Below are 23,071 nucleotides of genomic sequence, written 5' to 3' on the forward strand. Positions count from 1 at the left end.
GATTTATGGCGTTTTTATAACCAGCGGTGTTGTATGGAAAACTACATCAAGGAAGCCAAACGCGGATTCTCTATCGATAAGATCGCCACGAGCTCCTTTGACGCCAATGAACTGGATCTGCTGATCAAGCTACTCGCGTACAACGTGTACGAACGCTTTAAACACGACTGCTGCGAACCAGTACATGCCGGGTATACGATTGCAAGGTTTCGACTGGGATTTTTTCAATGCGCGGCGACGCTTGTGAGTCACAGTCGAAGAGTGATGCTCAAACTCTCCAAAGAGTTTCCAAACCGTTACATCTGGAAACGGATGGAATCTCGTGTGGCCCAGTTAGAATGAGCCCCCTGGAATTTAACATGGAAATCCGAAGCCCGGTCCTCCTGGGGTAGGGGGAAGTGTGTCTTTTTCTCCACTTCGTCCATATTTCTTATGGATAGTCTTCCTTTTTATGTTATCTTTCGTGAGAGGTAATTTCAGGTAGGCCTTGTAGCTATGGGCTTTCGAAATTTAGGTTTATATGTTTTGGGGAAGCGAAGCTTATCCGCTATTTCACGGCTGCGCTGTATATGAAAGAATGGACCGGGACTTCGGCCAAGCAAACTGCGGTATTGCGTTGGCCGCAGCGGGCAGGTAGAGCAAATCAGAGGCAGAAGTGCCTTTGAATTTGCCTGAAGTCGGCAGGACGGTGAAATCAAAGGCAGAAGTACCTTTGATTTCGCCCGAAGCCGGCTGGACGGTGGAATCAGAGGCAGAAGTGCCTTTGAATTCGCCTGAAGTCGGCAGGACGGTGAAATCAAAGGCAGAAGTACCTTTGATTTCGCCCGAAGTCAGCTGGACGGTGGAATCAGAGGCAGAAGTACCTTTTAATTCGCCCGAAGCCGGCTGGACGAGGGAATCAGCGCGAAATAATTCTTCTCCTCCCCATTGAAATGGCAGCATTCTTATTATAGGACGCCGATAGGCGTCTTTCTTGAAATATAAGTTAAGATGAACAAAAAAGGCCAGCTCACGTTTGCAGGGCGTAGGTTAAAATGGAAGCGAGAAACCCCATTTCAGAGCTACAAGCAAAGGAACTGGTTGAAATGAATTATACCACAAAACGATCACACCGCCAGCGGAAATCAAGCGCAGGTGGACCAAACGCTACCGGCTGTGGCTGGAGGGGCTGGAGCTGGAGCTGGAAGCGCAAGCGATCACGTTTCGGGAATATCTGCACGCAGTAAAAGAAGGAGAAGAGCGGCTGAAGCGGATTGAAAGCGGACTTTTGGAACAAGCCGCCCAGGGGGCGAACGGAGCATGGGTCCAAGCGCTGCAAGGGTTGCGTGGAGTGGCGTTCGTGACGGCGGTGTCGCTGGTGGCTGAAATCGGCAGCTTCCGACGTTTTCGCAGTCCGATGCAGCTGATGGCGTACCTGGGGCTGGTGCCAAGGGAGTATTCATCGGGGCAGAGCGTGCGGCGGGGGAAACGGACAAAGACGGGGAACCGGCATGCGCGGCGTTTGCTGGTGGAAGCGGCGTGGAGCTGCCGGCACAAGCCGGCGGTACGGGGTGAGATTGCGAAGCGGCAGGAAGAATGGAGCCCGCAGATTCAACGGATTTCGTGTAAGGCCCAGGAACGGCTGCATACGAAATACCGGAAGTTGGTGCAGCGGGGCAAGGCGAAGAATCTGGCGGTGGCCGCGGTGGCGCGTGAGTTATGCGGGTTTGTATGGGCGGTGGCCTGCGAAGTGGAAACAGGGGCTAAATAAGGTCAACGCTCTAAGAGGGAACAAGGAATGTCCGGGTTGGAAGGCTGGGCCCGGGACAAAAGAAAAGGTTGGAGAGAATCCGCGATAAATTCTTGCACCCGGGATTCATCCAGGACGTGCGTTCTAAGTTTGCGGAAGCTCTCCATACGAAGGCTTACCCTGTGGTATCCAACCCACGAATAGCAGTGTGCAAGCCGACGACTGTATTTTTGTCCCGTGCCGAGCTGTATAGCCCTTGTGTGCAGCTGTGTGCTTGACAGATTTGTTCATAGCAGAATTTATATGTTTCACGCTATCCATTATCCTTCTATTTTTGGAGAAACGGATACCGTCTTTCAGAGGACGGCAAAGCCGTTTCTTCTTGTGTTGTTTTCTTTGTGGTACTAACCTCGGCGGTCATTCAGGGGACAACCATTTCCCCATTGACCTCCAGACTCAAGCTGGTTGGAAAAGACGATGGCCTTCTCTTATGGAGCTGGTGGCTTTGGGCAAGACGGACTCTGAATTCAATCATATTGCCATCGACAGGCATATGCCGATAGCCGGTATGCAGATTGCGCAGATGGGACTGCCCGGGGACATTCTTTTTACCGCCATCATCCGCAATAAAAGCATCGTGACTCCGCACGGGAACACTGTAATCGAGCCGGGCGACACGGTATATGTGCTCAGCCCTAAATCCAAGCAGGACGAGATGCGGGCATCTTCCGCAGCGGTAAAGGAAAGGCGGCGGAATCAAATATTCCAGCCATGTAACTTTATCTGCCGCAATGGAGTGATTTATGGCAATATCGCTGCTTTTGGCTAAATGTGATAGAAATAACAGGAGCGTAAGAGAGAGGTATGCTAGAATTTGCAACAACAAAAACCGTAAAACAATTGCAAAATCTGTTGGGATGTGTTAAATTGTATATAGATTTAGAACAAGTCTAAATACAAATAACAAATAAATAGTCCATAGGAGGTTATTGGAATGAGTACACAAATTAAAAACCAGACTGAACTGCATGCTGCCTTGAACCGTCAAACCGCAAACTGGACACTGCTGGGAGTAAAGCTGCATCACTATCACTGGTATGTCAGCGGGACCCAATTCTTCTCGCTGCATGCCAAATTCGAGGAGCTGTATACCGAAGCAGCCACTTATGTGGATGATCTGGCAGAACGCCTGCTTGCCATCGGTGGACAACCGGCCTCAACCATGACCCAATATCTTGCCCTTTCCGAGCTTAAGGAAGCGATTGGCGGCGAAACGGCACAGGAAATGGTTACCCAGCTGATTAAGGATTTCGCTGTTGTTGCCGAAGAACTGAAGAGCACGATCTCCGCAGCGGAAGAACTGAGCGATCAGCCTACTGCCGACCTGCTGATCGGAATCCGCAACAGTGTGGAGAAATCCGCCTGGATGCTGAACGCTTTTCTGGCGTAATACCGCCTTCTAAGACTTCTTACGGGTGCCCGCCATCAGTTACAGGGAGCGATGGGCATACCGCATACACAAAGAGCGCCGCGCGAAGCGATTCGCGGGCGCTCTTTTGCATAACGTATTTATATGGAGCTATTTATTTAATGAAGACTCCGCCGAATGGCAGGGCTTCACGCAGGAAACGCTTGATAATGCCGTCTTCGTTATTGTCACGCTCAAAGCGGCGGCTCTGGCGTCCTGCCTGGAACATCACCGGCCCGTGGCCGGTCATTTTCCAGTGATAGCTCATATGCTGGCTGGCTAAGTGATTGCCGTAGACGGTCAGCTCAAGCTTGGCATTTTCGGGATAGGCAATAATACTGCCGGCATCTACATATAGCGGATCGAAGGGATGCAGCTCGGCCTCGCACACTGTGCCTTCAGTCAGAATGCCGATGCTGCCCGGCCCGGAGAACTTGACCTTGATAATATCGCGTGTTACAAGCATGTTTCTCATGCTCAGAACCCTGGTCTCCATGGTAATTCCTTTGCTGTAAAAGAACAGATGCCTGAAATCATAGAGCAGATCGCTTTTCCTGTCCAGCTGGAAGGTTTTGACCCGGTAGCCGGGAGGCAGGGCGGCGACGAAGCGGCAAGGTCCAGTCATATCCGAGCGGATCAGCTTGCGCTTGCGGCACATGCCCTTGACATCCATCAGCCGGTCTGCGCGGCCTGAAGAAGGGCCCTGGTAGGCGATGATTTGCTGCGGATGCAGCACATGGATCTCTTCGCTCTCTTCGACCGTGAAGGCTACGGCCTGTCCACTGCCGCTGTCGCCTTCGCTCTGGACCTCAACGTTCATAATTTACACTCCCTCATATACACATTAACGCAAGCGGTCGCTTTTTCTGGACCGGTGACGCATGGACAGCCGAAGCAGCCGGATCAGCAGAAAGTAACCGAGTACAAGCGCAAGTCCCGTAATTACGGTAACTTTGATCCTGTTATAGTAGTTCTCCCTCGACGTACGGTCATTCTTCAGCTCATCGACCACTAAGCTAAGCTGGCGGTTCTGCTCCTGCAGGGCCGCATTCTGGGCCTGGTAATCAGCCATCTGCTGCAGGGTCTGTCCCAATTGATCTTTGGTCTCTCCAAGCTCGTCCACAGTCTGTCCCAGCTGTTCCCTGGTCTGCTGAAGCTCCTCTGCAGTCCGCTGGTAGCTCTCCTGGAGCTGATTGACTTCGCCGGGAAGCTCCGAGAAATTCTGCAATCCATTATATAAATCACTGAAATAATTAGCATTTGCCGCAGGAGCGGGGGATAGGACTGACAACCCCAGGAGCAGCAGCACTGAAGATAACAGCTTCGCATAATTGCGTTTAACCCTTTGCTTCATTAAGAATCACCACCCGGTCTAGGCTAGCCTGCCTTTTTATTTTATCATAGCAGCGCGGAATTGGCGCGGCATAAGGTGACGGAGATTGGCGTGATTTGGCGGCTTAATGGATATTTTGTCTTGAGCAGGAGCTTACAAGTTCTTACCCTGCCGTCTGCGTGGATAACCATCTCCAAATGTAATACAGCATAAGGACCCGAATGGTTTCTATTCGAGAGCCTTTGCATGGCTACCGTTTCCGCCTGAATTCAAGTATACTTTGACGGAAAGGGGCTGCATGCTATGAACAAATGGCTCAAAACTCTGCTGTTTCTTGCAGGTTCTGCATTACTGACACGGTTCATTCCATTCTCATCCCTGTTCCGTAATCTGGATACGATGTTTCATGAGTTCGGCCATGCCCTGGTGACACTGCTGCTCTCGGGCAGTGTGCTGCGCATCGAGCTGTATGCCGACCACAGCGGAGTGACCTACTCGGCTATAGAAGCGGGAAGCAAGGCTATCCTTGTCTCGCTCTCCGGTTATACGCTGGCGTCCTTATTCTCGCTGCTGCTGTTCTATTTGTATACCAGAGGCCGTTACAGATGGGGGCTGCTGCTGGCATCCGGTGTGGCGCTGATTATGCTCGTTTTGTATGTTCGGGGCGGCTTCGGAATGATATGGCTGAGCGGGTTCATTCTGCTGAATCTCATTATGCTGTTGGTCTGGCCCAAGGCCGGCAAATATTATTATTTATTTCTGGCTTTTTTGACCCTGGAGGAATCCGTCACGGGTACGCTTTTTCTGGTCTCGGCTGCGGCGCTTACTCCCGGCCGTGCGGGGGATGCGGCTAATTTGGCGGGACTTACACCGCTGCCCGCCATCGTATGGGCGCTCCTGTTTTTCGTATTCTCGCTCCTGTGCGCCAAATGGGCACTGGGCTTCTTCTTTAAGGAAGAGCGAAGCCGGCGCAATCCGATAAGCCGTTAGAATAATGGCAATCTTTCGCCATGTTTAGACAAAAGAATGATCTTTCGTAAAGAGGCACTCTACTTTTAAAGGAGATGGCCTCTTTTTTGTCGATATTATAGGACCGAACATATATTCCATGACAAGGAGTTGTCCGCCAATATTGGTACATTAATAGAAGACCCAAAAAAAGAAAGAGGTGGAAATATGCAAGCAAGTATTCAGCCCATATTTACATGGAGCCAGGAGCGGATTTTTGCGGGCTGTGCCCGTAATGTAGTTCTGCTTATAGAGTGGGAGGGAATCTCGAATCATGAGGAAACCCGCAAGCGAAGCCGGAAAATAGCGGCCCGTGAAATTGAGCTCAGGGTTTGGCTGGAGGGGCATGTGACTGTCACCGGCTGCCATGGCTGCACAGCAGAAGCAGGGGAAGGCCGCTCCATACTGCTTAAGCTTGGCAAAATACATTCCGGAATGCGCAAATATATCGCTCTGGAATTCAGGATAGCGGCCAAACCGGCAGGGATTCACGAAGCGCTCTGGCTCCAATGGCAGTACAAGCAGCCTCCGGTAGAACGTATCCGTGAGCTGCCTTTGAAAAAGCTCAGCCTGGAACATACGCATCATACAGATGTGCTGTCAGAGAGATGCTGTTTCCATGTCGAGAAGCACCTGGGGCTGCTGAAGACTGAAAAACTGCTGGAAGAAGCGGCCGTGCAGCGGGCCAAAAGCCCTATCCGGACGGACTTTGAGCATTTGCGCAGGCAAGCTGACAATCTGCTCCTGCTGGCTGCGAGATCCGGAGATATGCAGCTTGTGAAGGAAGCGGAAACAGTGTATAAACAGCTTGACGCAGAGGGGCAGTTATGGTGGAAGACAGCAACTAGATAGGGGGGGCTGCAGCATCAATACGCAATCCTGCCAGTACATACATATGCGCAATCTTTCACAATGCGTTGCGCGGATTTGTTGACAGTTAATGTGATTTATAAGTGTGGTAATATAGTAAAATAGTTCTATTATATTTTTTAATTTCGGTTATTACATCCAAGATTATAGATATATATAACTAATTTATTTAAAATAATGGGTCTATTTTACCATAAATCAAGGGGAACTGAATATGACAGACCGATTAATCCGGCTAATGCGCATTATTACGCTAGTGCAAGCCAAACCTGGAATTTTGGCCCGCGAACTGGCGGAACGCTGCGGCAACAGCGAGAGAACGATATACCGGGATATGGATGCGCTGAGCGCCATGCACATCCCTATAACCCATTTGGGACATGGGAAAGGATATGCTTTTATCGGTAATTTTGCATTGTATCCTTTGGATTGGTCGGAAGAAGAAGCGGCCGCATTTTCACAGCTGCGAGGTATTATGGATGATATCAAACACATGCTGCCCCCCAGCTTTGAGAGCGCCTATGAGAAAGTAATGGCCGCAGCTTACAAGCAGAAGGCGGAAAGGGAAGAAACGATGGAAACTGCCAAAAAAGAAGCCGGACAGCCCTGGATGGAAAACGGACAACTGGACGAGCCACCGCCCTTTTTGACCGAAATTTTAGCCGCCATTATGAAGCAAAACAGTATTTTGGCCGACTATAGTGAGAATACCTATGACGAAAGAGGCATCCAAATTGATCCCTATTGCCTTGTTCCCTTGGAGAATCGTTATCATTTAATTGGTTTTTGTCATCGATTCGGAATTATCCGCACCTTCCATTTGGGTGGATTCTCCAATGTGAAGCCGACGAATCTTTGGTTTTCCAAAGAGCAATTTGACCTGCAGGCTTTCATGGAGCAGAAGTGGTCCCTGGACCAGGACAGTCTGCAGGTAGAGTTTAAAATCAGGTTTTCGGAACAGATGATGGACCGGATCAAGAACGAGGATATGATTGTAAAGCCGAGCAAAGTAGACCGCCAGAGCAGGTGTCTGCATTTTAAAGTCGCCGTTGAACAGGACATCGGTTTTGTCCGGTGGATCCTGAAATTTGAAGAAGAGGCTGAGATTTTGGAGCCGCTTTATTATCGGGATATGCTGAGAAATCAGCTGGAGAAATGGCTGTCGCTATACAAGTAGCACAGTTTTTCTGTAATTCAGGACGGAATTATTCCATTAAAACCACTGGTGTTAGTTATATTCATAAATTTTCCTTGTCTACCATGGATTTATATAGTAATGTTATACATTAAATAACAACTATGTTGATTTAACCCCATATTTCTACCGTTTAATGTCAGATGTGAGTTATCCTTCTTCTCCTCTGTGAGATAACTCACTTTCCTGTCATTTGACCTTTGTTCAATTTTTAGTGGAAGAGAGGTATCATCTTGATTCAGCCCATTCTGAAAATTGAGGATCTGCATACCCATTTTTTTACCGACCGCGGCGAAGTACCGGCAGTGGACGGGGTTGATCTGTACATTGATCCAGGCGAGGTTCTGGGTGTGGTCGGCGAATCGGGCTGCGGCAAAAGCGTCACTTCGCTGTCCATTCTGAAGCTCGTTCCGAATCCGCCGGGCAAAATAGTGAGCGGACGTATTTTGCTGAAAGGCCAGGATATCGTGCCGCTCAAAGAAAAAGAGATGCGCAAAATCCGCGGCGATGCCGTGTCGATGATTTTTCAGGAGCCGATGACCTCCCTTAATCCGTTGTTTACCGTCGGCCAGCAGATCACCGAAACCGTGCGGCTGCACCGGGGCCTGGCCAGAAAGGATGCGCGTGTGCACGCGGTGGACATGCTTCGCAAGGTGGGCATTCCACGCCCGGAAGCCATTATCGATGAGTACCCGCATCAGTTGTCGGGAGGCATGCGGCAGAGGGTGATGATTGCGATGTCGATTTCCTGCAGCCCCGAGCTGCTCATTGCCGATGAGCCGACCACGGCGCTTGATGTAACGATCCAGGCGCAGATTCTTGACCTGATCCGCAGACTGAACGAAGAGCAGGGAACTGCGGTCATGCTGATCACTCATGATCTTGGCGTTGTGGCAGAGATGTGCCACAGGGTTGCCGTAATGTATGCCGGCAAGGTGGTGGAGGAAGGCCGTGTACGTGATATTTTTAAGAACCCGCTGCATCCGTATACCCGTGGTCTTATCGAGTCGGTGCCAAGAATGGACCAAACCCGGGAGCGCTTGCATTCCATACCCGGCAATGTGCCTGTTCTGAGCAAGGAAATGCAGGGCTGCCGGTTCGCTCCGCGCTGTCCGAATGTGATGGAGATCTGCCGTCAATCGCTTCCGCAGCTGAAGCTGCAGGAGGCAAGCCACAGCTGCAGATGCTGGCTGCATGACAGTCAACAGGAGGATGCGGTATGAGTGAACGCCTGCTCGAGGTGAAAAACCTTAAGAAATATTATCCGATTAACAAGGGATTCTTCAATAAGACCCGCGGATACGTCAAAGCCGTCGATGATATTTCCTTCTCTGTCCGGAAAGGCGAGACCTTTGGCCTTGTAGGGGAGAGCGGCTGCGGCAAATCGACAACCGGACGTTCCCTGCTTCGTCTGATTGAGCCGACTGCGGGGGAAATCTGGTTCGAAGGCCGGGATATTACGAAGCTGCCGCTGGAAGAGATGCGCAAGCGCCGGCGGGAAATGCAGATTGTTTTCCAGGACCCGTTCTCTTCACTCGACCCGCGCAATACCGTGCAGCGCATACTGGAAGAGCCGATGATCGTGCACGGCGCAGGCGATGCGAAAGAGCGGCGGGCTGCTGTTGAACGGCTGGCGGATGTGGTGGGGCTGTCCAAGGCGCACCTGCAGCGGTATCCGCATCAATTCTCCGGAGGGCAGCGCCAACGGATCGGGATCGCCAGGGCGCTTGCCTTGCAGCCGAAGCTGATTATTGCCGATGAGCCTGTGTCTGCGCTTGATGTGTCCATCCAGTCGCAGGTCATAAATCTGATGCAGGATTTACAGAAGGAATTCGGGCTAACCTACATATTTATCGCCCATGACCTCAGTGTGGTGAAGCATATCTGCGACCGTGTCGCCGTAATGTACCTGGGACGGATCGTGGAAATTACCGACAAGAACAAGCTGTATGATCAGCCGCAGCATCCATATACACAAGCGCTGCTGTCAGCGGTTCCTGAACCCGACCCTGATATCCGCAAGGAGCGGGTTATTCTGCAGGGAGAAGTGCCAAGCCCGGCGAACGCACCGGTAGGCTGTGCTTTTAATACCCGGTGCCCGCGGGTGATGGATGTGTGCCGTAATGTAAGACCGCCGCTGCTGGAAACCGGTGCCGGACATTTAACCGCATGTCATCTGTATGACGGCGAGGTTCACCCTCAGCTGGCCTAGAGGGTACAACGGGAGACAGTCCCGCGCGGCCGTTGGTCTTGGTATATGGCAGCGCTTTGGCGCAGCTCCATATAAACGTTTTAACACTTTTAATGGAAGAAGGGAGTTTTTCTGGAGATGAAGAAATGGAGTAGTCTTGCACTGGCAGTAACTCTGGGGGCGGCTCTGACATTAAGCGGCTGCGGAGGCAATAACAACAATGCCGGCACAGAAGCAACTGCAGGCCCGAATGCAGCAACCACCGCACCGGACAGCTCATCGGAAGCGGCGTCAACGCAGGATACCTTGATTTTGGGGCGCGGCGGCGATTCTGCCTCGCTGGACCCGGCCATAGTAACCGATGGCGAATCTCTTAAGATTGCCCATCAAGTATTTGATTCCCTGCTGGAGTACAAGCCGGGAACCTCCGAAGTACAGCCATCGCTTGCTGACAGCTGGGAAGTTTCCGCTGACGGTCTGACTTACACCTTCAAGCTGCATCCGGGTGTGAAGTTTCACGATGGAACGGATTTTGACGCTGAAGCTGTAGCATTCAACTTCACCCGTTGGAGCGATCCGGCAAGCGAATTCAAATTCGAAGGCGACACCTTTGATTACTACGACTCCATGTTCGGTCCTGACGGCAGCCGTGTAATCAAGGAAGTGAAGGCAGTGGATGCCACAACCGTACAATTTACACTGAACCAGCCGCAGGCGCCCTTCCTGCAGAACCTTGCAATGACCTCCTTTGGCATTGCCAGCCCTGCGGCTATCCAGGACAAGAAAGAAAACTTCAAGAATGAGCCTGTAGGCACCGGACCTTTTGTCTTCACTGAATGGAAGCACAATGATTCCATCACGTTGGACAAGAACGCTGACTACTGGAAAGAAGGACTCCCTAAGCTGAACAAAGTTATCGTTCGTTCGATTCCGGACAACTCGGCACGCTTCACTGCCCTCCAGAACGGGGAGATCGACCTGATGGAGGACTTGAGCCCGGATGATCTGTCCACGCTTGAAGGCAACACCGAGCTGCAGAAGATTGAGCGTCCGCCGTTCAATGTCGCTTACCTCGGCTTCAACTTTAATAAGAAACCTTTCGACAACGTAAAAGTAAGACAAGCCCTGAGCTATGCCGTCAATAAACAAGCAATCATCGATGCCTTCTTCTCGGGGCAGGCTACTGCCGCAGTGAACCCTATGCCACCATCGCTGTGGGGCTATAACGATGCTGTGAAGGATTATGAATACGATCTGGACAAGGCCAAATCGCTCCTGGCTGAAGCGGGATATCCTGACGGTCTGCCGGATACGGTAACATTGTACGCAATGCCTGTATCCCGTCCTTATATGCCTGACGGCAAAAAGGTTGCGGAGGCCATTCAGGCCGACTGGGAAAAAATCGGTGTGAAAACCGTTATTGAATCCCCGGAATGGGCGACTTACCTTGATGACACCAAAGCCGGAGATAAGGATGATATCTACATGCTCGGCTGGACCGGCGACAATGGGGACCCGGACAACTTCCTGTACACGCTTCTTGATAAGGATGCGATTCCCGGCAATAACCGCAGCTTCTATGTAAATGAAGAGCTGCACACGATCCTGATCAATGCACAGAAGGAAACGGATCAGACCAAACGCTCCGATCTGTACAAACAAGCCCAGGAAATTATCAAAGCGGATGCGCCTTGGATTCCGCTGGTGCACACCACTCCGCTGCTGGCAGCCAAAGCCAATCTGAAAGGTTATGTTCCAGGCCCGACAGGTACGGAATATTACAGCGGTATTTACTTCGAATAGTATGCTCCACAGGCATGTCCTTGCCGCCGCTGCCTGCGGCGGCAAGTTATGCTTAAGGAACTCTGGAAGGTGAGCCGAATTTGAATTCTTACCTATTAAAACGTGTTATGGTACTGATCCCTGTGCTGATCGGGATGACAATTATTGTTTTTTCCATTATTCATGCGATACCGGGTGACCCTGCGGAGACCATTCTTGGCCAAAAGGCTACGGAGCAGTCCAAGCAGGCGCTGCGGGAGCAGCTTGGTCTGGACAAGCCCTGGCTGCAGCAGTACTTCAATTATATGGGCGATTTGCTGCAGGGTGATCTGGGGACCTCGATCCGCACCAAAACGCCGATTGCCAAAGAAATCATGCCTTATCTGGCAGCTACGCTGGAGCTTACGGCCGCCAGCATGCTGTTCGCTACAATTGTAGGCGTCAATGCGGGGATTCTGAGCGCTTGGCGGCAAAATTCATGGTTCGACTATACCGCAATGGTTATTGCGCTCATTGGCGTATCCATGCCGATTTTCTGGCTTGGGCTGATGGAGCAGCTGCTGTTCGCGCTGAAGCTGCACTGGCTGCCTTCCATAGGAAGGATGGACCAGCGCAACCCGGTGGAGAGCATCACCAATCTCTATGTGATTGATACGATAATCGCCGGACAATGGGGCCAGCTGTGGACTGTTATCAAGCATTTAATCCTGCCAAGCATAGCACTGGGAACCATTCCGATGGCAATTATCGCCCGGATGACCCGTTCCAGCATGCTGGAGGTTATGAATTCCGACTATATCCGTACGGCAAAAGCCAAAGGCATGTCGCAATTCCTTGTCGTGTACAAGCATGCGCTGAAGAATGCGCTGATCCCTGTGCTGACTGTAATTGGTTTGCAGACAGGCGCTCTTCTCGGCGGCGCAGTGCTGACCGAGACGATCTTTGCCTGGCCGGGCGTGGGAAGGTATATATTTGAGGCGATCAGCTCCCGTGACTATCCGGTAATCCAGACGGGGATTCTGATCATTGCCTTTATCTTTGTCGTGATCAATCTGCTTGTGGATCTGCTCTATGCCACCATTGATCCGCGCATCAATTACAAGTGAGGGGTGAACTATGGGACAGGCATCAATTAAGGCCACACCTCCGACTGCTGTACCTGCCGACAAGGTATCCGGACCCTGGCGCGATGCGTGGAAGGCCTTCCGCAAGAACAAGACGGCTATGCTTGGATTATGCATTATCGTATTTTTTGTACTGATAGCGCTGCTGGCTCCATTCATTACGCCATACGGCTTCAAGGAGCAGGAACTGGTCAACCGGCTGAAAGCGCCGTCCGCGGATCATTGGTTCGGCACGGATGACCTTGGAAGAGATTTGTTTAGCCGGGTGATCTACGGCGCCCGCATTTCGCTTTGGGTGGGCTTCTTCTCGGTTATCGGCTCCATTATTGTGGGTACGTTTCTCGGAATTCTGTCCGGATTTTACGGCAAATGGGTGGATATGCTGATTTCCCGCCTGTTCGATATCCTGCTTGCCTTTCCGAGCATTCTGCTGGCGATAGCTATTGTGGCTATTCTCGGACCTTCGCTGCGGAATGCATTGCTCGCCATTGCGATTGTTAATATTCCGACATATGGGCGGCTCGTCAGGGCCAAGGTGCTAAGCTTGAAGTCGGAGGAATATATTACGGCGGCGAGAGCGATTGGAATGAAGAATAGCCGGATTCTGCTGACACATATTCTGCCGAACAGCCTGACGCCGATTATTGTTCAAGGTACGCTGGGGATCGCCCATGCCATTATTGAGGCAGCCGCCCTTGGCTTTCTTGGCCTCGGTGCCCAGCCGCCAGACCCGGAATGGGGCAAGATGCTTTCCGATTCGCGGCAATTTATTCAGAAGGCGCCTTGGACGGTAGTGTTCCCCGGGCTGTCCATTATGCTGACCGTGCTGGGCTTCAACCTTATGGGCGACGGCCTGCGCGATGTGCTTGATCCACGGATGAAAAATTAAAGCTTTCGTTAAAGCCCTTTAGGCGTGTCTGTTGCGCTTAAAGGGCTTTTTATATTTTGGAGTATACCATTCCCGGTGTTGTACAACACGCGCATAACTAAATATATACAAACATAATCAAATGTATAGTAAAACAAAAAAAGATATGCTAGAATAGCATCTAAATATACAAGATACATAAACGGGAGGAATGGAAATGTTCAAGAAATTAACAATGGTTATAATGACTGTGCTGCTGGCCGTGGGTTTATCCGCAGTACCGGAGAAGCAGGTAGAGGCAGCCGGCAAGACCGAGATTATCGTCTCCGCCGCAGCGAGTCTGCAGGACAGTCTTGACAAGATTGCCGTTCTCTATGAAAAGCAGAATCCCACTATTGACCTTGTCTTCAACTACGGAGCTTCCGGCACTCTGCAGAAGCAGATTGAGCAAGGGGCTCCGGCTGACCTGTTCTTTTCAGCCGGCGATAAGCAAATGAAAGCTCTGGTCGATGGCGGACTTATTTCTGACAACAAGGAGCTTTTGAAAAATCAACTGGTGCTGGTAGTACCCTCGAATTCCAAAACCTCCATTTCAACGATTACGCAGCTCACAGATAAAGCCTTCAAGAAAGTGGCTGTCGGACAACCCGAATCAGTTCCTGCAGGCCAATATGCACAGCAGTCGTTAACAGCGAAGAATGTATGGACTACGCTGCAAAGCAAGCTGGTATTTGCCAAGGATGTCCGCCAGGTGCTCTCTTATGTAGAAACAGGAAATGCGGATGCCGGATTTGTCTACAAGACGGATGCACTGACTTCCAAGAAAGTGAAGATTGCCCTTACGGTAGGCGCACATGTGCATTCTGCGATCAATTATCCGGTAGGCATCGTGAAGGAGTCCAAGCATCAGGCGGAAGCCAAAGCCTTCTACAACTATGTTCAGACCAAGACAGCAAGCGACATCTTTACAAGCTATGGCTTTAAGCTTGCTCAATAATGTTTATCATGGGCCAGATCATAAACGGGGTGAAGAGAGATGGAGATAAATTGGACAGATTTTTTCGCCCCGGTCTGGCTTTCGGTGAAGATTTCAGTCATAACCAGCATCATCGTGTTCCTGCTGGCGACGCTGGCGGCCAAGGCGATGGCGGGCCGCAGATTTCCAGGCTACAGTCTGATTGAAACGGTGCTGCTGCTTCCGCTCGTGCTGCCGCCAACCGTGGTCGGGTTTGTGCTGCTGGTGATTCTGGGCCGGCGCAGCTGGATCGGGGAGCTGTATGAGCGGTTCACGGAGCATACCATTCTGTTCACTTGGGGTGCGGCAGTCATTGCTGCCGTTGTCGTTGCTTTCCCTCTGGTATACCGTACAGTGAAGGCGGGCTTTGAAGGGGTGGAGAAGGATCTGGAGGATGCAGCGCGTGCGCAGGGAGCCAGTGAGCTTCAGGTGCTTGCATATGTGACGCTTCCGCTGGCCAGCCGTTCGCTGGCCGCCGGATATGTGCTCGGATTTGCCCGCGGGCTGGGCGAATTCGGAGCCACGATTATGGTGGCTGGGAATATCCCCGGCCGGACGCAGACTGTGCCTACCGCCATATATGTGGCCGTCGACGGCGGCAATATGACGATGGCCTGGATGTGGGTATGCTCCATAATTGTCATCTCCGCGCTTATGCTGATGTTCGTCAACCGCCGTTCCTAATCTTGGGAGGCTATTATAGATACTCGTTTCAGCGCAAAAAACAGGTCTCAGGCATTTGCCGGAGACCTGTTTCTCGCCGTTTAGGAAATTATGCTTCTCGTCAATTGTGGATAAGGCAGGTATGAAGTTAGGGGAAATTATAATGCGTCTTAATCGTGCTGAATGGTGCTGAGCTTGCTGAACTGTGCTAAGCCTGCAGAGTTTGCTGAATTGTGCTGATTCTCCTGAGCCGTGCTGAGTCTGTGGGTTCTATGTTTTGCAGGAGGAAGCGGGAATAGAACGGGTCCAACCGAGGCCGCTACTGGGCAGGACATGAAGTGGAATGGAGTGAAGTGGAATTCGTAAGAATTAGTACACCTACACGGACGGAAAAGTCTTAAAGGAATAGTGGAAAAAAGTCGGCTCCATCTAAAAATTAGGGGCCGGCATTAAGTGCGAACACAGCGGAGGGTCAGAGGAATTCCGGAGAAACGAAAGTGTTCGCTTTTAAAGCCCGGTTTCAACCTGCAATCCTATTCCAATGAGGAAACCGGGCTTTAGCAGCGGCCGGAAGAACCCTCTGAACCCGCAGCGGATTTCATTCATATCGTCAACCGCTGATTTTGATTTTGCGCCAACCGCCAACAAGGTAATTTTAAGGTAATTTTAATGTATATGAATTGAACCGGAGAACCTGAAAAAGCTGATGAAACGCAAGGAGATTCATAGGGAACGAAAGCGAAGTGTAAAAAGTAACACTAATGGGCTGGAATTCTGGCTTTAACGGGCTTTAGTGGGATTTTGTACACTTCATAGAGGCCTGCTCCCCCTATCCGGCTGATTTCAGCCGGATTAGTTGTACTTTTTCCCGCTAGGGATGATCCAGGATCCGAATGCGCTACCTTAGTGTTACTTTTTACAACTAAAATGGCTGCCCTTTGGATTAATATTTCAAATTCATCTTAATTTAGGCGTATTTCCCTGAAAGGGAGAGAAACGGATCAATTAGTTGAGAAAACCCATTTTAAATGATTTTCGATTAGAAAACGCCTTATAAAATCAAAGGTTTATTATTCCGATCTCCTCAAAAAAGCTACTTTCTCAACAGTCTGACTTTTTCCACTTGGGCGTAGCCGCCGGGTCTCAGCAGGAAGGTCTGGAAGGATCGGGGAGGAGGAGCTTCAGCCGGCCAGGGGAACCGGAGAGCCAGGGCCCGCAGCCAGCCTTATGCCTGAAATGATAACAGCTGCGCTGACCGGTCAAGGACGGCATAGCCGTTTTGTTCAAAAGATAAGAATATATATGTTTCACGCTGTACATTAACCTTATCTTTCTCGCTGAAACGGATACCGTCTTTATAACGACGGCGAAGCCGTTTCCACTTGGCTCTGTTACTTCACTTAAGAAAAGAAGCAGCCCCAGGAAAGCGCATCAGGTTTCGTAAATGACGGTGCCGGTCTCGCTGAGGTCATAGCCATGAATGGAGATGAGCTCGTTCTGGAAGGCGGATGAGCGCAAAATATCAATGACGGTCCCGATCAGGCCCTCGTGCTCCGGCTTCTTGACCATCACCAAATCGTACCGCTCCTGAATGAGCGGGAGGAAATCAATGCCGTCAATGATTTTGGCGGCTTTTTCTGTGCCGATGGCCACATCGGCTTCTCCGCGGGCCACTCTGCCGGCAACGGCAAAATGGCTGTTCTCCACAGAGGCATACCCGCTGATCTGGGCGGAAGGAATGCCGTGAAGGCGCAGCTGCTCATCGAGCAGCACTCTTGCCCCTGCGCCGCGTTCGCGGTTAATCAGCCTTATTCCGCTCTGCTTCAGGTCTGACCAGTCACGGATATTTTTGGGATTGCCTTTTTGCACATAGAAGCCCGCACTCCTTGACAGCATGTGCACGACGATATAAGAAAAGCCGACCAGCAGCCTGCGGATGTAGGGCAGGTTGTATTCCCCGGTATCCCCGTCCAGCAGATGGGTGCTGACAATATCGGATTCTCCGTGATACATCGCGATCAGGCTGTCCAGACTCCCGGCATATGAACGCAGTGGACGGAGGGAAGACTCGCTGCGCTCCAGATGGGTTGCCAGAATGTCCAGAGACATATCCTGACCGGTAATCACCACATTGACACCGGCGGATTTGCCGCTGTGTGCAGGTGTCTGCGCAAGCTGAAAGGGCGGAGACGCGGAAAGCGGAGTATCCGCCGCCCCTTGAGCCGGCAGGATATTTCCGGCAGTGCCGCTGCGCGAATGCTGCTTATACGCTTCCAGATCCGAAAGATCCACCCGCATCTGCTTGCCGACGCGGTAGGAGGGAAGCTCGCCCTTTTTAATCAGATCGTAGACCTTGAGCTTGGATATCTTCAATAACCGGGCGATTTCCTCGGTTGTGTAGGAAGTATTCTCGGACATAGATAAAGCCTCCTAAGGATGAACTGCGGCAGTTCTCAGAATAAAGCCATAATAGCTCAAGACTACCTTATTTTGAGTTCCTGCGCAATTAAAGAACTTGGGAGGCTATCCGCCAGGGAGACTGCCTAAAAAGCCAGATGTCTGCTGTTCTTGGCCTGCCGGGCATCCGACAGCCCGATCAGCTCAGAAACGGTTACAAACCGGAAGCCCTGCTTCTGTAATTCAGGCAGTATAATCTTCAGCGCCTCCCGGGTTTGCGATTGTCCGTGAACATGATCATGGAACAGCACAATATCGCCGTTCCGTGCATTGCGGATCACCCGGCTGGAGATGCTGTATACGCCCGGGCGGTTCCAGTCGCGTGTATCCTGATGCCATGACCAGAGGACAGGCGTAAGGCCCATGCTGTTGGATACATCCACAAGGGTCTCGTCGTACATGCCGCCCGGCGGTCGGAACAGGCTGCTGTGTCTGCCAGATACCTTTACAATTTCCCTCTCTGTCAGCTCCAGTTCCTCTTGAATCTGCTGCTCGGAGATCGGCTTTTTGAAATAGACATGGTTATAGGTATGGTTAGCCAATTCATGTCCTTCGGTGATTACTCTCCGGGCGACTTCGGGATAGGCGGCAATTCGTTTGCCGATGGCAAAGAAGGTGCACTTGGCGTTGTACTGATGAAGCACATCCAGAATCTGACCGGTCTCCGAGGGATCGGGACCGTCGTCGAAGGTCAGGGCAATCACCTTTTGGCTGGTATGCACTTCCCAGATCATCTCGCCCCTCTCCTCGTAATAATCGCGGTTTTTGACATGGGGGCCGGCCAGCGCGGGGCTTGACAGGCCGAATACTAGTGTCACTGCTGCAAAGGCAGCTGCGGCGGTTTTCCAAATGGCTGTCATTTATGTTCAGGTCCATTCCACACTGTAGCCGGGTACAGGTTATTTGCGAATATAAGAAAGTGCGGCTTAATCCGGCCAGCCTTCAAAGAAGCGGCAAAGATGCTTCTGCTGGTGCGCTTTGCTTTAGAATGCGCCAGGCCCTATAAGAAATATTCATTCCTGTCCAGGTGCGCCGCATATTTCTATTTTAGAGTGAAAGTTCCGGGCAAAATGACTTATAATGAAATACTAATACAATACAGATCAAGGAATAGGGGCAGCGGATATGACACTAATTGAAAAAAGAGAGCATCGGCAATATCCGGAGATCACCCGTCTGGAAACCTCTAGAGCCGCATATGAACGCGATTACTCGCGTCTGATCCATTCGCCGACTTTCCGCCGGCTGCAAGGCAAATCCCAGGTGTTCGGCGCAGGCACGGGCGATTATTACCGCACACGCTTGACCCATTCGCTGGAGGTGGCGCAGATTGCCCGTGAGGCGGCGAAAAGCCTGCTGCGCTCCTACCCGGAGGTGGAAACGGACCAGGCCGTGAATCCCGGCCTGGTCATCGATCCGGAGGTGGTGGAATGTGCGGCTATCGCCCATGACTTCGGGCACCCGCCGTTCGGCCACAAAGGGGAAGAGGTGCTCGACAGCATTTTGGAGCAGCTGATTGTGAAAAAGACGGCGGAGGCGGTGCGGAAATCCGGCGCAGGCCCGGTGCAGCAGCAGACGATCCGCGAGAGCATGAGACGGCAATATGAGCATTTTGAAGGCAATGCCCATAATTTCCGGCTGATTATGTTTCTGGAGAAACGCGAGAATATCGACGGGCTGAACCTCTCGGATGCGGTGCTGCTGGGGATTAATAAATATCCGTTTCCCGGCACGGTATTGAAGAAGGGGATGTATCTGCATGAATGGAATTATATTTCGCACATCCGCAGCCAGTGGGGGATACCGGAGGGGAAGAAGACGCTGGAAGCCCAATTGATGGACCTCTGCGATGATATTGCGTACTCCGCGCATGATCTGGAGGATGGCATCAAAGCAGGTAAAATCGAGGTGCACGAGCATTTCATGCATGATGCATACATCCAGCATCTGATTGTAGAGAAAATCACCACATTGGAGGATGCCTTCTGGACCGGCTGGAAGGAAGCGGATATACACCTCAAAGTTGAAGAGGTGCTGAGCTCGTTCCTGCGCGTATGGATGGAGAAAATGCCCACCTGTGAGAATGACTATTCCCGCACCCGCCGTGAGGTCAAGGCTTACTGGGTCAGCACCTTTGTCGCCAGTCTTGGTGTCTTGGAGGACGGGAACTGGAAGAAGGTTACCTTCATAAAGGAGGGCCAGGAGGACGAGGATATGCTGCGGACCGTCAGTGTGCTGAAAAGCTTCGCCTGGGTCACGATGATCCGTGATCTGCGCGTGCAGCGGCTGCAGAAACGCAGCGAATGGATTCTGCGGCGTTTATGGGAGGCGTTCCTGGACCCGGAAGCCTCGCGGGCGATTATTCCCAGCGACTGGCTGCAGCGGTTTGAGAAGGATCAGCGGCAGGCCAAGCCGATCTGGACATGGGAGCATATGGTGATCGATTATATCGCCGGAATGACGGACGCCTTTGCCGAGAAAATATACAATGAGCTGTACGGCCTGAAGGTTGGCTCGATTTATGATCTGGATTAGGGTTAAGCGTGCAGCACCCTGTGCAGATGCACAGGGTGCTGCCGCTTCATGGCGAGTATATACAACGGGTGTTGTCCCTGGGGAAGGATGGCACCCGTTGGTTTTTGCCCCGGTCAATATTGGCGGCTGTAGTCCACCAGATTGCGTGAAGGGGTTCCTGTCTTCAGATAGGATTTCATATTCTCTGTAAAAATATCAACCAGCCGGTCCGCGTAGCGGTCCGTTACCCCGGCACAGTGCGGCGTGATGACGACCTGCTCCATTCCCCAGAGCGGATGCTCCTGCGGGAGCGGCTCGGCCTCGAACACATCCAGACCGGCACCGGCCAGGCGGCCGCTGTCCAGCGCATCCATCAGAGCTTCGGTATCGGTGGTGGCTCCCCGGCCGATATTGATATAATAGGCGCCTTGTTTACAGGCGGAGAAAATCTCTGCACCAAATATATGCTGCGTCTCATCAGTAAGGGGAAGGGTGTTGATTACGAAATCGCCTTGGCTCACGGCATCCTTCAGCTGGCCGGTTGTATAGACCTGATCAAAGCCGTCAACCGGCTTGCCGGAGCGGCTTACCCCTACGGTTGCCATCCGGAAGGCTTTGGCGATTCGTGCCGTTTCACTGCCGATGGAGCCGGTTCCGGCAATAACGGCGGTTTTGCCGGTGAGCTCGCTCTCTCCGCCCTCCGAATGCCAGCGGCGGTTCAACTGGTTGCGCACAGCCGTATGCAGGTTCCGGGTGAAGAGCAGCATGAAGCCAAAGATGACAGCCGTAATCGGTTCGGCGTGCACGCCGCTGGCGTTGGTCAGGTGAATTCCTTGGTTCTCCATGGCTTCAAGCGGAAGCTTCTCGACTCCGGCCGACCAGGTCTGCACCCAGCGCAGCGGCGAGTCCGGCTTCAGCAGTGTATCGCTGATCCCCTTGCCCCAGCCGATAACAATTTCCGCTTCGGCGAGCAGCGCAAGGTCGGGGTCTTTGGCGTTTCCCAGCGCAAGGGTATAACCTGGGGCGGCGGCACGGATTAGCTCCTGCTGCCGGGATGATAGAGTCTGCAAACAAACAATGGATTTCGTCAAAAGGGTTCCCTCCCGTTATACTGTTTAGTAGAGCTGGCTGTTTCTGTATAGAATAAGGATAACAAATCTGTCTTGAAAGGTGAAATTGAAATGGAACGCAAAGGCTCTGACACCGGCACTGAACGGCTGTTCATCGCGGTAAAGCTTCCCAATTCACCGGGCGAAAGCCTGGCGTATGAGTGCCGGGCCTTGTCCGCCAAACTGAATTTTGCCAAATGGACACATTCTGAGGATTATCATATTACCCTGCAGTTTCTTGGGGATACGCCGAAACGGTCGATTCCTGCCGTTCTTGAAGCCTTGAAGAAAGCTTCTTCCGCTTGTTCGCCCTTCCAATTGCAGCTGGACAACTGGGGGACGTTTGGGCTCCCGGATGCGCCAAAGGTGCTCTGGGCAGGCGTTTCCGGAGAAATCGACAAGCTGAGGGAGCTTCAGCGGCTTGTGATTTCCGTTACCCGTCCTCTTGGTTTCATACCCGAAGCAAGAGAGTTTAAACCTCATATTACGCTGGCCCGAAAATATAGGGATGAGCAGCCTTTCAGTCTTGGGAGACTTGCTGTTCTGCGCGCCCGGGAGTCCGCTTCGCAGAAGGAAGCTGGAACGCCGGACTGGACGGTAGACGGTTTTGTGGTGTATGCTACCAGGATGCATGCCATTCCTATGTATGAAATGATCGAAAAATTGACCTTTTTCTGATGTTAAATCGACAAGAAAGTTTTCAAAGCTTCCATTTTCGGTTACATACAATAGGAATGTGCCGTAAAATAGGAGGTAAGCAATGGTAATTTTTAAACAAAACCGCTGTATTGCGCTGCTTGTCGGCGTTATTCTAGTGTGTTTCTCTGCGATAAGCCTGATGAGCTCTGAAGGAGCTGCCAAGGGCAAAAATACAGTACAATGGAATGACCCGCAGCCGAAGGGGCAAGCTGCAGCATCCACCCAAACATCGACAATCTTGCTGAGGACCAACAGTACCTCCAAGCCCATGCTCTACACCACAGCCGCCAATCTGGTCCAAATCCAGAAGCTCAGGCAAACCGTGGAATGGATCAGTCCGAAGAAGCTGAAGCTGCCAAGCGCAGCAGTGAAGACTGATATTCTCCGGCAAAAGGCGGCTGTGGTGAAGACAACTCCGCCGGTGGCGCAGCAAGCGCCCAAGAAGGCGGCGGCCAAGGGGAGCCAGACCGTAAATACCAAAAACACGGCAATTCAGCAACATCCCCCCACAAAACTGTTCTTCTCTCGGACAAAGCTATTAAGCCAGGAGCAGCGAGGTCAAGCGACCTGGAGCTACGCGGTATCCGAAGAAGACCTGCTACTGCTGCAAAAAATCGTCATGGCAGAAGCAGAAGGCGAACCGTACCAGGGCAAGGTGGCAGTCGCCAACGTTGTTCTGAACCGGCTGCGGTCAGCCAATTTCCCCGACACCATATATGAGGTAATCTATCAGAAAAGCCAGTTCAGTCCTGTGGCCAACGGGCGTCTTAAGCGCGTAAAGCCAAATGAGGACAGCATCAAAGCGGTGGCCGCAGCCCTTTCCGGAACCAAAGCGGTAACCGATGATACGTATTTCTTCCTGTCGCTGACGCTTGCCCAGGATCTGACGGTGCATCATTCCAGACAGTATGCCAAAACCATCGGCAATCATACTTTTTATAAATAAGCTGCCAAGGCCATGCATATCAATACGGGCGGCAGCTATGATCTGCAGCGGTAAGCTGCACGCCTCAAGCTGCAAGCTGAAAAGACGTCCCATAAGCCAT

The 23,071-nt window shown here is 51.7% G+C and carries 23 protein-coding genes; 17 read left to right on the plus strand and 6 right to left on the minus strand.

The genetic code is table 11. The annotated features are described in order from the left end of the window. On the plus strand, nucleotides 1-342 hold a 342-nt coding region (locus HYD27_RS08265; protein WP_219213529.1), incomplete at its 5' end, for a transposase. 210 nt (nucleotides 343-552) lie between these two features. Here the strand turns inward: HYD27_RS08265 and HYD27_RS08270 are convergent. Continuing rightward, nucleotides 553-942 carry a hypothetical protein gene (locus HYD27_RS08270; protein ID WP_219213533.1) on the minus strand — a complete coding sequence of 130 codons (390 nt, stop codon included), beginning with the start codon at nucleotides 940-942 and terminating at the stop codon, nucleotides 553-555. Nucleotides 943-1,267: 325 nt separating this feature from the next. Here HYD27_RS08270 and HYD27_RS08275 point away from each other — a divergent pair, with 325 nt between their 5' ends. The 3 genes from HYD27_RS08275 to HYD27_RS08285 all read left to right on the plus strand — a co-directional run bounded on the left by HYD27_RS08275 (nucleotide 1,268) and on the right by HYD27_RS08285 (nucleotide 3,179). Beyond that, nucleotides 1,268-1,750 (plus strand): transposase, encoded by a 483-nt coding sequence (locus HYD27_RS08275; RefSeq protein WP_255596434.1) that lies wholly within the window; start codon nucleotides 1,268-1,270, stop codon nucleotides 1,748-1,750. Nucleotides 1,751-2,234: 484 nt separating this feature from the next. Then, nucleotides 2,235-2,558, plus strand: a complete 324-nt coding sequence (locus HYD27_RS08280; RefSeq protein WP_228745049.1) for a TrkA C-terminal domain-containing protein — start codon at nucleotides 2,235-2,237, stop codon at nucleotides 2,556-2,558. Between the two features lie 165 nt (nucleotides 2,559-2,723). Further along, complete coding sequence (locus HYD27_RS08285; protein ID WP_219213539.1) at nucleotides 2,724-3,179, plus strand: Dps family protein; 456 nt, start codon at nucleotides 2,724-2,726, stop codon at nucleotides 3,177-3,179. Between the two features lie 133 nt (nucleotides 3,180-3,312). Here HYD27_RS08285 and HYD27_RS08290 read toward each other — a convergent pair whose 3' ends face one another. Together HYD27_RS08290 and HYD27_RS08295 are read right to left on the minus strand one after the other, a co-directional pair. After that, entirely contained in the window at nucleotides 3,313-4,017 is a 705-nt protein-coding gene (locus HYD27_RS08290) for an AIM24 family protein (protein WP_219213542.1), read from the minus strand. A gap of 24 nt (nucleotides 4,018-4,041) precedes the next feature. Further along, the gene (locus tag HYD27_RS08295) at nucleotides 4,042-4,551 is read right to left on the minus strand and encodes an MlaD family protein (protein WP_219213545.1); all 510 of its coding nucleotides are present in this window, start codon (nucleotides 4,549-4,551) and stop codon (nucleotides 4,042-4,044) included. 282 nt (nucleotides 4,552-4,833) lie between these two features. On the opposite strand from HYD27_RS08295, the gene HYD27_RS08300 reads away from it, so the two are divergent. The 10 genes from HYD27_RS08300 (at nucleotide 4,834) to modB (ending at nucleotide 15,267) form a co-directional block, all read left to right on the plus strand. Further along, nucleotides 4,834-5,520: a M50 family metallopeptidase gene (locus HYD27_RS08300; protein ID WP_219213548.1), complete on the plus strand. Its 687-nt coding sequence runs from the start codon at nucleotides 4,834-4,836 to the stop codon at nucleotides 5,518-5,520. Between the two features lie 186 nt (nucleotides 5,521-5,706). Beyond that, complete coding sequence (locus HYD27_RS08305) at nucleotides 5,707-6,390, plus strand: hypothetical protein (protein ID WP_219213551.1); 684 nt, start codon at nucleotides 5,707-5,709, stop codon at nucleotides 6,388-6,390. Between the two features lie 232 nt (nucleotides 6,391-6,622). After that, entirely contained in the window at nucleotides 6,623-7,585 is a 963-nt protein-coding gene (locus HYD27_RS08310) for a helix-turn-helix transcriptional regulator (RefSeq protein ID WP_219213554.1), read from the plus strand. A gap of 251 nt (nucleotides 7,586-7,836) precedes the next feature. Further along, a complete protein-coding gene (locus HYD27_RS08315; RefSeq protein ID WP_220101553.1) occupies nucleotides 7,837-8,826 on the plus strand; it encodes an ABC transporter ATP-binding protein in 990 nt (329 codons plus the stop codon). Beyond that, nucleotides 8,823-9,815 carry an ABC transporter ATP-binding protein gene (locus HYD27_RS08320; RefSeq protein WP_219213556.1) on the plus strand — a complete coding sequence of 331 codons (993 nt, stop codon included), beginning with the start codon at nucleotides 8,823-8,825 and terminating at the stop codon, nucleotides 9,813-9,815. The genes HYD27_RS08315 and HYD27_RS08320 overlap by 4 nt, the downstream gene beginning before the upstream one ends. Nucleotides 9,816-9,932: 117 nt before the next feature. Then, nucleotides 9,933-11,597, plus strand: coding sequence for an ABC transporter substrate-binding protein (locus tag HYD27_RS08325; protein WP_219213559.1), 1,665 nt, complete (start codon nucleotides 9,933-9,935; stop codon nucleotides 11,595-11,597). 80 nt (nucleotides 11,598-11,677) lie between these two features. Beyond that, nucleotides 11,678-12,682 (plus strand): ABC transporter permease, encoded by a 1,005-nt coding sequence (locus HYD27_RS08330; RefSeq protein ID WP_219213562.1) that lies wholly within the window; start codon nucleotides 11,678-11,680, stop codon nucleotides 12,680-12,682. 10 nt (nucleotides 12,683-12,692) lie between these two features. After that, nucleotides 12,693-13,589, plus strand: coding sequence for a nickel transporter permease (nikC, locus tag HYD27_RS08335; RefSeq protein ID WP_219213564.1), 897 nt, complete (start codon nucleotides 12,693-12,695; stop codon nucleotides 13,587-13,589). 190 nt (nucleotides 13,590-13,779) lie between these two features. Continuing rightward, nucleotides 13,780-14,565 (plus strand): molybdate ABC transporter substrate-binding protein, encoded by a 786-nt coding sequence (gene modA / locus HYD27_RS08340; RefSeq protein ID WP_375373902.1) that lies wholly within the window; start codon nucleotides 13,780-13,782, stop codon nucleotides 14,563-14,565. 39 nt (nucleotides 14,566-14,604) lie between these two features. Further along, nucleotides 14,605-15,267, plus strand: a complete 663-nt coding sequence (gene modB, locus HYD27_RS08345; RefSeq protein ID WP_219213570.1) for a molybdate ABC transporter permease subunit — start codon at nucleotides 14,605-14,607, stop codon at nucleotides 15,265-15,267. A 1,410-nt stretch (nucleotides 15,268-16,677) separates the two neighbouring features. On the opposite strand, the gene HYD27_RS08350 is transcribed toward modB, so the two are convergent. Both HYD27_RS08350 and HYD27_RS08355 read right to left on the minus strand, forming a co-directional pair. Continuing rightward, entirely contained in the window at nucleotides 16,678-17,664 is a 987-nt protein-coding gene (locus tag HYD27_RS08350) for a substrate-binding domain-containing protein (protein ID WP_219213573.1), read from the minus strand. A gap of 125 nt (nucleotides 17,665-17,789) precedes the next feature. Beyond that, nucleotides 17,790-18,563, minus strand: coding sequence for a polysaccharide deacetylase family protein (locus HYD27_RS08355; RefSeq protein ID WP_219213575.1), 774 nt, complete (start codon nucleotides 18,561-18,563; stop codon nucleotides 17,790-17,792). 265 nt (nucleotides 18,564-18,828) lie between these two features. On the opposite strand from HYD27_RS08355, the gene HYD27_RS08360 reads away from it, so the two are divergent. Further along, nucleotides 18,829-20,238, plus strand: a complete 1,410-nt coding sequence (locus tag HYD27_RS08360; protein ID WP_219213577.1) for a deoxyguanosinetriphosphate triphosphohydrolase family protein — start codon at nucleotides 18,829-18,831, stop codon at nucleotides 20,236-20,238. A 113-nt stretch (nucleotides 20,239-20,351) separates the two neighbouring features. Here the strand turns inward: HYD27_RS08360 and HYD27_RS08365 are convergent, their stop codons facing one another. Beyond that, nucleotides 20,352-21,308 (minus strand): D-2-hydroxyacid dehydrogenase, encoded by a 957-nt coding sequence (locus tag HYD27_RS08365; protein ID WP_219213580.1) that lies wholly within the window; start codon nucleotides 21,306-21,308, stop codon nucleotides 20,352-20,354. Between the two features lie 90 nt (nucleotides 21,309-21,398). Here HYD27_RS08365 and thpR point away from each other — a divergent pair, with 90 nt between their 5' ends. Together thpR and HYD27_RS08375 are read left to right on the plus strand one after the other, a co-directional pair. Then, nucleotides 21,399-22,004 carry an RNA 2',3'-cyclic phosphodiesterase gene (gene thpR / locus HYD27_RS08370; protein WP_219213582.1) on the plus strand — a complete coding sequence of 202 codons (606 nt, stop codon included), beginning with the start codon at nucleotides 21,399-21,401 and terminating at the stop codon, nucleotides 22,002-22,004. 82 nt (nucleotides 22,005-22,086) lie between these two features. Further along, nucleotides 22,087-22,971 carry a cell wall hydrolase gene (locus HYD27_RS08375; protein ID WP_219213585.1) on the plus strand — a complete coding sequence of 295 codons (885 nt, stop codon included), beginning with the start codon at nucleotides 22,087-22,089 and terminating at the stop codon, nucleotides 22,969-22,971. Nucleotides 22,972-23,071: the final 100 nt, after the last annotated feature.

This window comes from Paenibacillus sp. S150, from assembly GCF_019352175.1.
In the GTDB taxonomy this organism is placed as follows: Bacteria; Bacillota; Bacilli; order Paenibacillales; family Paenibacillaceae; genus Paenibacillus_AQ.

Bases quoted from the DNA above. Each gene is read 5' to 3' on its own strand.
- HYD27_RS08270 (WP_219213533.1), bottom strand. From the start codon at position 942: ATGCTGCCATTTCAATGGGGAGGAGAAGAATTATTTCGCGCTGATTCC.
- HYD27_RS08310 (WP_219213554.1), top strand. From the start codon at position 6,623: ATGACAGACCGATTAATCCGGCTAATGCGCATTATTACGCTAGTGCAA.
- nikC (WP_219213564.1), top strand. From the start codon at position 12,693: ATGGGACAGGCATCAATTAAGGCCACACCTCCGACTGCTGTACCTGCC.
- HYD27_RS08295 (WP_219213545.1), bottom strand. From the start codon at position 4,551: ATGAAGCAAAGGGTTAAACGCAATTATGCGAAGCTGTTATCTTCAGTG.
- HYD27_RS08290 (WP_219213542.1), bottom strand. From the start codon at position 4,017: ATGAACGTTGAGGTCCAGAGCGAAGGCGACAGCGGCAGTGGACAGGCC.
- HYD27_RS08350 (WP_219213573.1), bottom strand. From the start codon at position 17,664: ATGTCCGAGAATACTTCCTACACAACCGAGGAAATCGCCCGGTTATTG.
- HYD27_RS08360 (WP_219213577.1), top strand. From the start codon at position 18,829: ATGACACTAATTGAAAAAAGAGAGCATCGGCAATATCCGGAGATCACC.
- HYD27_RS08355 (WP_219213575.1), bottom strand. From the start codon at position 18,563: ATGACAGCCATTTGGAAAACCGCCGCAGCTGCCTTTGCAGCAGTGACA.
- HYD27_RS08305 (WP_219213551.1), top strand. From the start codon at position 5,707: ATGCAAGCAAGTATTCAGCCCATATTTACATGGAGCCAGGAGCGGATT.
- modB (WP_219213570.1), top strand. From the start codon at position 14,605: ATGGAGATAAATTGGACAGATTTTTTCGCCCCGGTCTGGCTTTCGGTG.
- HYD27_RS08320 (WP_219213556.1), top strand. From the start codon at position 8,823: ATGAGTGAACGCCTGCTCGAGGTGAAAAACCTTAAGAAATATTATCCG.
- thpR (WP_219213582.1), top strand. From the start codon at position 21,399: ATGGAACGCAAAGGCTCTGACACCGGCACTGAACGGCTGTTCATCGCG.
- HYD27_RS08325 (WP_219213559.1), top strand. From the start codon at position 9,933: ATGAAGAAATGGAGTAGTCTTGCACTGGCAGTAACTCTGGGGGCGGCT.
- HYD27_RS08375 (WP_219213585.1), top strand. From the start codon at position 22,087: ATGGTAATTTTTAAACAAAACCGCTGTATTGCGCTGCTTGTCGGCGTT.
- HYD27_RS08300 (WP_219213548.1), top strand. From the start codon at position 4,834: ATGAACAAATGGCTCAAAACTCTGCTGTTTCTTGCAGGTTCTGCATTA.
- HYD27_RS08285 (WP_219213539.1), top strand. From the start codon at position 2,724: ATGAGTACACAAATTAAAAACCAGACTGAACTGCATGCTGCCTTGAAC.
- modA (WP_375373902.1), top strand. From the start codon at position 13,780: ATGGAAATGTTCAAGAAATTAACAATGGTTATAATGACTGTGCTGCTG.